Source organism: Mesorhizobium sp. M1227 (assembly GCF_040318315.1).
GTDB lineage: Bacteria > Pseudomonadota > Alphaproteobacteria > Rhizobiales > Rhizobiaceae > Mesorhizobium.
This window is the reverse complement of the sequence record NZ_JAMYLZ010000076.1, coordinates 1-8,300: the sequence shown is the minus strand read 5'-3', so window position 1 is coordinate 8,300 and position 8,300 is coordinate 1. Positions and strand designations below refer to the sequence as shown.

6 protein-coding genes are annotated in these 8,300 nt (G+C 65.2%); 1 reads left to right on the top strand and 5 read right to left on the bottom strand.

Going from position 1 to position 8,300, the window contains the following annotated elements; translation table 11 throughout:
* Positions 1-417: 417 nt before the first annotated feature.
* From NKH28_RS33770 to NKH28_RS33750, 5 genes are read right to left on the bottom strand one after another with little or no spacing between them, the layout of a single operon-like run.
* Entirely contained in the window at positions 418-3,033 is a 2,616-nt protein-coding gene (locus tag NKH28_RS33770) for a GAP1-N1 domain-containing protein (protein WP_352981418.1), read from the bottom strand.
* Positions 3,020-4,018, bottom strand: a complete 999-nt coding sequence (locus NKH28_RS33765) for a TRAFAC clade GTPase domain-containing protein (RefSeq protein WP_352981417.1) — start codon at positions 4,016-4,018, stop codon at positions 3,020-3,022. Before NKH28_RS33765 ends, NKH28_RS33770 begins: the two co-directional genes overlap by 14 nt.
* Complete coding sequence (locus tag NKH28_RS33760) at positions 4,015-5,064, bottom strand: TRAFAC clade GTPase domain-containing protein (RefSeq protein WP_352981416.1); 1,050 nt, start codon at positions 5,062-5,064, stop codon at positions 4,015-4,017. Before NKH28_RS33760 ends, NKH28_RS33765 begins: the two co-directional genes overlap by 4 nt.
* A 2-nt stretch (positions 5,065-5,066) precedes the next feature.
* Positions 5,067-6,095: a GTPase-associated system all-helical protein GASH gene (locus tag NKH28_RS33755; protein WP_352981415.1), complete on the bottom strand. Its 1,029-nt coding sequence runs from the start codon at positions 6,093-6,095 to the stop codon at positions 5,067-5,069.
* A complete protein-coding gene (locus NKH28_RS33750; protein ID WP_352981414.1) occupies positions 6,092-7,417 on the bottom strand; it encodes a metallophosphoesterase in 1,326 nt (441 codons plus the stop codon). Before NKH28_RS33750 ends, NKH28_RS33755 begins: the two co-directional genes overlap by 4 nt.
* A 423-nt stretch (positions 7,418-7,840) precedes the next feature.
* Between NKH28_RS33750 and NKH28_RS33745 the strand changes: the two genes are divergently transcribed.
* Entirely contained in the window at positions 7,841-8,278 is a 438-nt protein-coding gene (locus tag NKH28_RS33745; protein WP_352452314.1) for a curlin, read from the top strand.
* Positions 8,279-8,300 lie beyond the last annotated feature (22 nt).

Sequence of the window (8,300 nt, the reverse complement as noted above, 5' to 3'; positions counted from 1 at the left end):
GACATCTGCCGAAATCCGAAATCCCCATAGCCATCGCCTGTGGCCCGCGGGTTCCTTCCTCGGGGACTTTCGTACGCCTGCCGGCGCCCGAAACTCTTCACGATTGCCGACTGGCAGACTGGCAGCTTTCGGACCGCGATCGCGCGAAAGCCGACCTTCATTCACTTCCCTACTGGTGCTGTCGATAACCTTGTCGCGTTGGCAAAGTGAGTGTTTACCCAAACACGGACATTCAGCCCCTTGCCCCGTACCCCAAATCCGGACATCCGTTAATGTGGATTGAGTAAGGTTTGTGTAGTGGCCGACGGGCGCGCGGAACGACTTGGAATAGGACCTAACCGGATCGAAGAGCTTGCGGCGCAAACTGTAGCAGTAAGCGGAACCGTACCGTCGCCATAGCGCTAGGAACTCTCGACCTCAGCTCACCCCAAGCTCCTTCAGAGCAGCCCGGAGGGGTTTACGCACCTCATCCGGGACCTGCTTCAGATCGGCGACCAAGTCCCGGAGAACCTTCCTCCCACCACGCTCCCTCGCGATCCCTCCCAAGATGCGGACTGGATCGCCGGCCCGCACCGCGGCTATGGCGATGTCGGAGATCCGCCATTCCGAAAGGGCAAAGGAGTCTATCAGGCGTTGCCGAGCGCTCTTGCATTTATCCCAGTCGAGGAAGACGAAGATATAGCTCAGCATGTCGAACGCGCTGTCCTTGGCGAGTTCCCAGTACACCGGTGGGAACGCCGCCGCGATCAAAGGCGACGCGGCCTCGCGCCGATCACCGAGCGCGAACGGCAGCAGGATGGCGGATGCTCGCACGAAACCGTTCGCATCCACCGATCCGGATTCCCACAGCATCTTCGCGGCTGCTTCGGAGGCTTCGGTGGATATGTCCAACTGGTGCCTACCCGTCAGGGCAACCGCCATATCTTCCATGCCGGTGAGAAGGGATCTGCGGACGGCGGCGGGCGCGCGGCCGAACGCCACAAGATTCCGGGAGGCCGACGCATGCGACACGCCCCGCTGTAACCCCACGCGCATTGCCCTGCCGCCATTCAGCCCGTCACCTGCCGCCGACAGCAGTCGATCGAGAATAGCGGAGGAGACCTCGTTCGGTTCTTCCGGCAACGCGAGTTCGATCGCCTTGCCAATCAGCGCGGTACCGATGCCGCCCTTCAGATGCGGAAGCAGGTCGACCACAAGGGCGACGTAGCTGCGGGGTGGCATGGTCACATTGTAGGCAATACGTGAGAGCAAATCGGCATCAGATCCATTCGCCGCGTTCAACGTGGCGAGAGTCTTCCCGAGCGTGCCCTGGTTGGCCAGCACGCTCCGCAGCTGAAGGGGGGTCGCGGTCGCGAGCAGCGAGCGGATCAATTCGCTTCGCCGCGATCGCTTCAGCGCCGCTGTCGCGAGCAGCCACTCTAGATCAGCCGAGGTTTGGCGGAGCGTCGCCTCAACGAGCGCATCGCCTCCGACGCTTGCGTCCATCGCGCTCACGGCCTCGCGGAGGGCGGCCTCGGCCTGAAGCTCCCGTGCCCGTTCGACGAGGACGCTCCTGATCTCGGATGAGCTCAGCCGGTTGACCGCATTCACATGCGCGGCCTCCTTGATCAGGCCCCCGGCGTCCAGGTCGTTGATGAGCAGCCGCGCGGGCTCGACGTGGCGATCGTCGACCAGCAGGCCAAGCAGCCGCCTCCTCGCCTCCTCCCGGACGCCGTCGTCAGCTGTTCGGAGCGCAGCCGCCAACGCGGACGAGAAAACCGGGAGCCTCCCGACGGTTCCTTCCGCAAGCGATGCACTGGCGAACAGGAGATCCAGGAGATCGTCACCGTCGAGGCGGCTCATCCGCTCCGCGACGTCGTGATCGAGCGACCGCGCCAGGCCGTCCGCCGCCGCGCTCACGAGCAGTTTCCTCTGCGGCTCAACGTTCAACGACGACAGTACCTCGACCGTCTCGACCGGATGGCGCGACGCCAGATCGACGGCGGCGGTGCGGATGGATTTCGCCACGGACATGGAGGGACTCAGTCCCTCCAGCTTTTGAATCAGGGCCCCCAAGTATCTCCACGCGTCCTCCGCATCCATCGTTGTGGTCGCCATCGAGGCCGAGCGAGCTAGGGCCGGCTCCAGTTCGCGGATCAGGTCCACCTGCCTGACCTTCCGGGTGTTAGCGATGTCGAGCATGCCCAAAGCTGCAGTGGGCGAACTCGGCAGCTTGCGGCGCAGATCGTCCCACAGCAGCGAGACCCGCAGCGCCGACTCGCTCCCGACGCCGTCCGATGACATCTCGCCGAGCGCATCGAGGTTCTTGAGTGACGGCACCGAGGCGCTGAGGACCTGGGCGACGATGGGCGCGGACCATGGATGCCGGGCCGGTCCGCGCTTGCGCCCATCGATGCGACGCCCCTTCCAGTCGGCGAAGCGGGACCGGGCCTCCTTCGACGCGAACACGAGATCGAAGCTGCGGCGGCCGATCGTTCGCGGCGAGCGGGCGAAGGTCGACATGCAGAAGGTGCGGCGGAGGCCCGGCCAGAGCGCGGTCGTCAATCTAAGCGCGAGCGGCTCGGGCTTCTCCGCGTCGAACACCACGATCGGCGCGCGTTCCTCGAGAAACATCGCCTCGATCAGCTCGGTACCACTTAGAGGGTCAACGGGCGGAAGCAGGGCTGCGACAGCGGAGGGCGCCCGGCGCTCGGCCGGCTGGTCCGCGCCGGCGTCGGTAGCGACGGCGACGACCGAAGTCACGTCTTGCATCTCCTGCCATTCGGACATCGGCACCAGAACGCTGCGGGTGCGGACGCATCCGGCCCGTGGTGCCTCGAAGTCCTGCCAAGTCCGTGCCACGATGTAGTGCGTCTCACTCGGAAGGGGGTACAGCGTCAGATAAGGCGCGAAGCGCTCGCCCGGCGATAGCGGGCCGGCGACGTCGGACAGGCGGTCGATCAGATCCTGATCGGCCTTGGGTAGGCGGATGGTGCTTGAAAGGAGCTGATGCCCCTGCCGATAGCCATGCAGCTGCTGGTCAAATCCGGCCAACCCAGTCCCCCATTGCCCAGGCGATGGGCAGCATCACGTCGTCATCGGTCCTCAGGGCGTCCCCGTCCTCGACGACGACCCAGCCCTGCTCCGAGATGTCCCGTTCGAGGAAGCGGTTGCGGAACTCGTCGTCATCCTCGAGATCTCCGCCGACCACCGAAAGCCCGAACAGTTTCACATCCAGCCGGCCAGTGTCCGCGAGGCGGCCGGCGAACAGCGGGAACTCTCGCTTGAGATACGCCATCGGCCCGCCGGCGCGGACGCCGGGATCAAGCAGGTCCCAGGCGGCTACAACGACGGCGACGTGCGGGCGGCCACCATCCGCACACCCAGCCAGACACAGGTCGAGATAGCGAAGCAACTCGCAGAGCAGCACCTGCGTCGGCATATCCGGCTCCGATGGCAGCTCCACGGCGTCCGTGGCCGCCTCGTCATGAAGCGGCTGTTCGAATCCGCCCGGTAGTGCGTCGGCTTCCGCCGGGACCATGGGTTCGTGGTTGCCTTCGGCCGCCGCTTCGACGACGGCTTCAGCCTCGGCGTCCAACCGCAGGATGTTGCGCGCGGTCACCCAGTCGAGCGGCTGGACGATTTGATCGGAGAGCGCCCGTACGAAGACGACGGCGCCTTCCGCTTCGTTCAGGACGCCGAGCCACTCCCGGGAGATCTCGAACGTCGCCACCATGCGCGTCCACAACTCGCCCGAGATATCCGGCACCATCAGCTCGGTCAGCTCACCCTCGCCGTTCGCTCCGCGCACGCTGATCGAAAAGTCCGCGCGGCCGACCTCCAGGTTCCTGTCGGAACGGGGAGCGAAACTGCCCTGCATCAGGTGCTCTACAGCCCCGTCGACGTAAGCGATGTCTTCCGGCAGCCGCTCGGCCCGCAGCGCGCCCCTGCGCTTCTTGAACGACGGCCAGAGCCGCCCGATGTAGTTGGTCTTGCCTGAATCCGGACCGCCCAGCAGCACGATTGACCTCCGGGTCATTGGGCACTCCTAAAGCAGCCAAGCGTTCTCATACCCGGGCTTCGATCGTCCGGCCAGAAGTCGGGCGCCGGTCGGTCGTGGTTCAGCGTCATGTCGATCAGCGGCGCCACGCCCGATCCGGGTGGAACGTCCCCGAAGGAGAAGGAGGCGATCGGCGCAAGAGCGATAGCCATCCCGTGCTTGCGCCCCTCCTCGCGTATGCTGTCATATGCATCCGCAGGGAACTCCCCAATGTCCCGCCAGCTCGGAACCAGGATCACCCGCGGCCTTGGCGTCGGCAGGATTGCGGACAGGCGCTCGACCAGCATCTCGGCCCGATAGGTCGCATACCTCTTTGTCTTCGGATCAGCGAAGGCGCGACCATCGACCATCAGCCAGATCACCGACGCGGACCCGAGGAACGCGAAGCGTAGGCTGTCAGCCTTGTCGATCAGCGCCCTCGACCATTCACCCGGAAGATCCGGTATAAGCATGTCGAAGAACCGGCCGTCCAACCGGCGACGAAGCCTGAAGTGTAGGAACCCCGCCTGCCTGTCGTCGGCCATCTCGGTGTGTATGGTGAGCTGACCCGGCTCGTCTCCCTTCGTCCAGTGGCGGCTGCCGCGCGAGATCTGCTCGAACGCCATCAGCGAGGCGCTGTCGGCGTAGTCGTATCCCTCAAACCCGCCCTTGGCGAGGAGCAGGTAAGCGCTCACCAGGCACGCCGTCTTGCCGGAATTGGGCAATCCTAGGATTCCGACCATCGTCGTATGTCGCCTCGTCATGAGCGACGTCGCCTCCTCGAGACCCATCGTCAGGCTGGAAGGCAGCCTCGGCGTCTCGTCCGGGCTCGCCAGCACTGCGCCACCCAGATCGGCGGAGGATCGTTCTTCGGTCGAAGTACCCGCCGAGCGACCGCCGTCGTCGACCTGATCATCCGCATCAATGCCGTTCGCCGCCCCGCCCGGATCCCTCCGGTTCGAGCATTGCTCGACCGGACGGTTCAGCGCGCACTGACCCGTCACGTTGAACGTGCACTCGCTCAGCCGGCAGGTGCCCTGGACCATGATTAACCGCCTCGCAGCGTTGCGACCTGGAGAATGCCGCCTTCGAGTAGCGCCCGCCCACCCCAATCGCGCGCGTCCCGCTCGATGTCCGCTCCAGCCCGGTTCGCGTTCCCGCTCGCGATTGCAGTGTGCAGCGGGAACACAGTGGCCGCCTGGCCGACGCGACCCGCGTCGATAGACTTCGCCAGCGTTGCGCGATGATCCTCAAGCGCGGCAAGCAGCGCGGTCAAAGTTGCGGGGCTTCCGGCCGGCACGCCGCGGAGCACCACGTTCCGGTGGCCCGACGCCGGCAGGCGCCGCAGCTTCGAGGCGCCGTCGACGCCGGCGATCACCGCACGAACGAGCGGATCGGCGTCCGACCGGCGACCCTCCAGGGCGTCGCTCCAGTCCTCGATCGTCCACCATAGGAACTCGAGCTCCTCGCGGTCCAACTCGGCGTTCTCCCGCAGGGCCTTTACCAGCGGCTCGGTGGCCTTGCGGTAGGCGGTGTTCGCCCGCGGGCCCGTTGGCTGAGCCTCCGGCAGCGCGAGCGGTCCTATCTCCGGGACTGGCGCCCGCTTGCGCGACCGCTCGGCGATCAGCATCGTCCTTTCACGCGCAGCGACCAGCACCTCCTGGCGGAGAAGCTCGATCGGCTCTTCCACGATGGGCGACTGGAACGAGAGCGCCGACCACAGTCCCGCCGCCAGGGCGTCTACCGGGGTCCAGCCTAAGGCGCCCGGTTCCCGCCGGACGAGGTTTAGGGCCGACACCAGCGCCACGACGATGTTCTCGAGATCATGGTCCTCTCGCACGAACGCGGCGCTACCCGCACCCACGATCGCCTGCTCCACCGTCGTGGCGAACTCGTCCCGCGCCTTCCCGTCGGCGACGCCATCGGCCAGCGCTGAGGCCAACCGGATAGCCGTCCAAGGATCGTCGAATGCCGAAATCCACGCCTGGACCGCGACGACAGCGGCGTTGCGACGATTGACGTCCTCATCTTTGGGATCCGGCCAGAAGATTCTGACGTACTTTGCCATCACGCTCATTCAGCATCCCCCTGCTTCTGTTCCAGTATCGCCGCGTTTGTCGCGGCCGACAATTCACCCACGCGTCCTTGCGCGACCAGCTTCGCGAAGAACCTCTGCTCGATTGTGTGATCGAGACGGTCCGTCAGATCGGCGGGTATCGCCTCGAGTTCGACGAGGATGCGCCGACGGCGCTCCTCCGGGAGATCCCGGAAGAAGCGCAGGCGGACCAAGCGAATGTCGTCGGGCATCGACAAGTCTACCTCCTTCGATCCTGTCACCGGGTTCGCGACCGGCCGCACGTGCGGCGGCTCATCCACTATGCCTTGGATCGGGGCGGCGGTCCGAGGCGCCCGACTGAAGTAGGGCGAGCCGAGGACATTGCGCTCAGACTTGCCTTCGAGGAAGCGGTCATCCCGCTCGAAGCGCTTCATCTCGAAATTCCAGGTCCGGGGGTTGATCGTCACCGCCAGCGCGTCGGCGGCCTCGTCCCAATCGAACGTAAGGATGTTGTACTTGTACGTGTACTTCTCGTCGATGTCGTCCGGCGCGGTCGCGCCGGCGGCGAGCATGAGGAGATCGCAGCCCTCCTCCACCGCCTTGATATCCAAGGACGGGAAGTGCTCGTGCCCTGAGATGATTACACGGGCGCGCGCCTTGAAGTAGCGGGCCGCCTCATCCGAATCCTGGAGCCAGTTGAGCGGATGGTGGACGAGGACCACCATCTCTTCGCCGTCGATCGCCTCGAAGACGCGCTGACGCGCGCCCAGTATCAGCTTGCCTTCGTCGTCCTTGCGCGAGCAGATCAACGCGGAGTTCAGTCGGACGAAGCGAACGGTGCGACCCGGCGCCACGGCCACCGCCACGTCGGCCGAGTACACGCCGCCGACGTCGAGGTCGCATCCGTAGCCGCCGGAGAAGTCCCGATAGGCGGCGAAGCGCTGGTAGAGCGCCTCGCGCTGACCCTCGTCGTCGAGCAGCATGTCAAGCATCTTGTCGCCCTGCTCACGGACAGCATCGAGGTGGAACTTCGCGACCGGGGTGATGGCGTCTCGGTCGATGTCGTGGTTGCCGGGAACCATCTGGATATCGAGGCGGCTGCAGCCGATGCGCTGCGCCAGCCGGTCGAGCCACTCGCCCGCCTTCGCATACTCCTCGTACTTAGCGGCATAGGCGATGTCCCCGGTCACGATGACACCGGATGCAGTCGTCCCGAGTTTGGCGATCTCGGCAGCGGCGTCGTCGAGCAGCCGTTTCTTCGCATCGTCGTTGATAAAGACGAGCCCTCCATCCTTCTCCTGGCCGAAGTGGATGTCCGACAAATGTATGAAAACTGCTGCCACGCGAGAACCCCGCCGCCCTGCCACGCGACGGAGGTACCCGTTAGCACTCTAAGCAGCAAGGCGCTTTCCACCATCTCATCATCATTTTGACGGGCGGGAACACAGCTGGCAACGAAATGAACGGACGGCGGTTTTCGGCATCGACTCCAACCCGCCCGAACGGCGGAGACCGGGCCCATTGCCGTCCGGCAGCCTGTGGGCCGGAAGCGGCCAACCCCAAGTATAGAAATGTCCAACACCGGCCGCCCTTGGCGAGTGTGCTCCACCCATTGCCCTAGCGAATAGCGGCCTGACCGCCGCAGCCACGACCCGCGCAAGCCCTCCTGAACCCCAGCTGAACGCCGCCTTCAGCCTTAGTTCGAACGGCATCTCCTAAAAAGAAGCCGTTCAACCGCGGTCCCGTCCGCCAAAGGAGACGCTCTCATGATCCGCAATTCTTTCATCGCAACCGCGCTTGCCGCTCTTGTCGGTATCACTGCCGCCGCTCCGGCCATGGCCAATGACGTGCGCATCGAGCAATATGGCTGGTCGAACTCGGCCGGCGGCGCCCAGAACGGCTTCAAGAACCGTATCCGGGTGTATCAGAACGGCCGCTTCAACAAGGTGATCGGCCAGCAGCGCGGCCGCCACAACCTTTCGGCTATCGGCCAGGACGGGGCCGGCAACTACGGCGCCACCTACCAGAACGGCAACCGCAACGTGGCCGGCGTCGGCCAGTTCGGCTCCAACCACACCACCATTCTGACCCAGGACGGTAACGGCAACATTGCTGCCGGCGTGCAGGTGGGCCACGGCTGCGATGCCAATGTCAGCCAGGGCGGCAGCGGCAATGTCGCAGCTTTCGTCCAGGCCTGCCCATAAACACGGCAACGGCCAGACGGCC

Bases quoted from the DNA above. Each gene is read 5' to 3' on its own strand.
- NKH28_RS33765 (WP_352981417.1), bottom strand. From the start codon at position 4,018: ATGACCCGGAGGTCAATCGTGCTGCTGGGCGGTCCGGATTCAGGCAAG.
- NKH28_RS33760 (WP_352981416.1), bottom strand. From the start codon at position 5,064: ATGGTCCAGGGCACCTGCCGGCTGAGCGAGTGCACGTTCAACGTGACG.
- NKH28_RS33755 (WP_352981415.1), bottom strand. From the start codon at position 6,095: ATGAGCGTGATGGCAAAGTACGTCAGAATCTTCTGGCCGGATCCCAAA.
- NKH28_RS33745 (WP_352452314.1), top strand. From the start codon at position 7,841: ATGATCCGCAATTCTTTCATCGCAACCGCGCTTGCCGCTCTTGTCGGT.